This window comes from Burkholderia sp. AW49-1 (assembly GCF_053427845.1).
The window spans coordinates 1-655 of the sequence record NZ_JBSAXF010000099.1; the positions used below are offsets into that span (position 1 = coordinate 1).

Here is a 655-nt window from a genome sequence, read left to right on the forward strand (position 1 = left end):
CAGTACTGGCGCGTGCAGGGCAAGCCGCAGAAGAAGGTCGTGATCTCGCGCAAGAACGGCTACCACGGCTCGACGATCGCGGGCGGCACGCTCGGCGGGATGGGCTACATGCACGAGCAGATGCCGTCGAAGGTCGAGAACATCGTGCACATCGACCAGCCGTATTTCTTCGGCGAAGCGCAGGCCGGCGAGACGCCCGAAGCGTTCGGCCTCGCACGCGCGCAGCAGCTCGAGGCGAAGATCCTCGAACTCGGCGCGGAGAACGTCGCCGCGTTCATCGGCGAGCCGTTCCAGGGAGCGGGCGGCGTGATCTTCCCGCCGTCGACGTACTGGCCGGAAATCCAGCGGATCTGCCGCAAGTACGACATCCTGCTCGTCGCCGACGAAGTGATCGGCGGCTTCGGCCGCACCGGCGAATGGTTCGCGCATCAGCACTTCGGCTTCGAGCCGGACCTGATCACGATGGCCAAGGGCCTGACGTCGGGTTACGTGCCGATGGGCGCGGTGGGCATCCACGAACGCATCGCGCGCCCGATCATCGACAACGGCGAATTCAATCACGGCCTCACGTACTCGGGCCATCCGGTCGCGGCGGCGGTGGCGGTCGCGAACCTGAAGCTGCTGCGCGACGAGGGGATCGTCGAGCGCGTGAAGC

General features: G+C 66.7%; 1 protein-coding gene. It reads left to right on the forward strand.

Translation table 11 applies throughout. The features are described from left to right. A partial coding sequence (locus ACV22W_RS33570) for an aminotransferase class III-fold pyridoxal phosphate-dependent enzyme (RefSeq protein ID WP_448023832.1) occupies positions 1-655 on the forward strand: 655 nt, incomplete at both ends.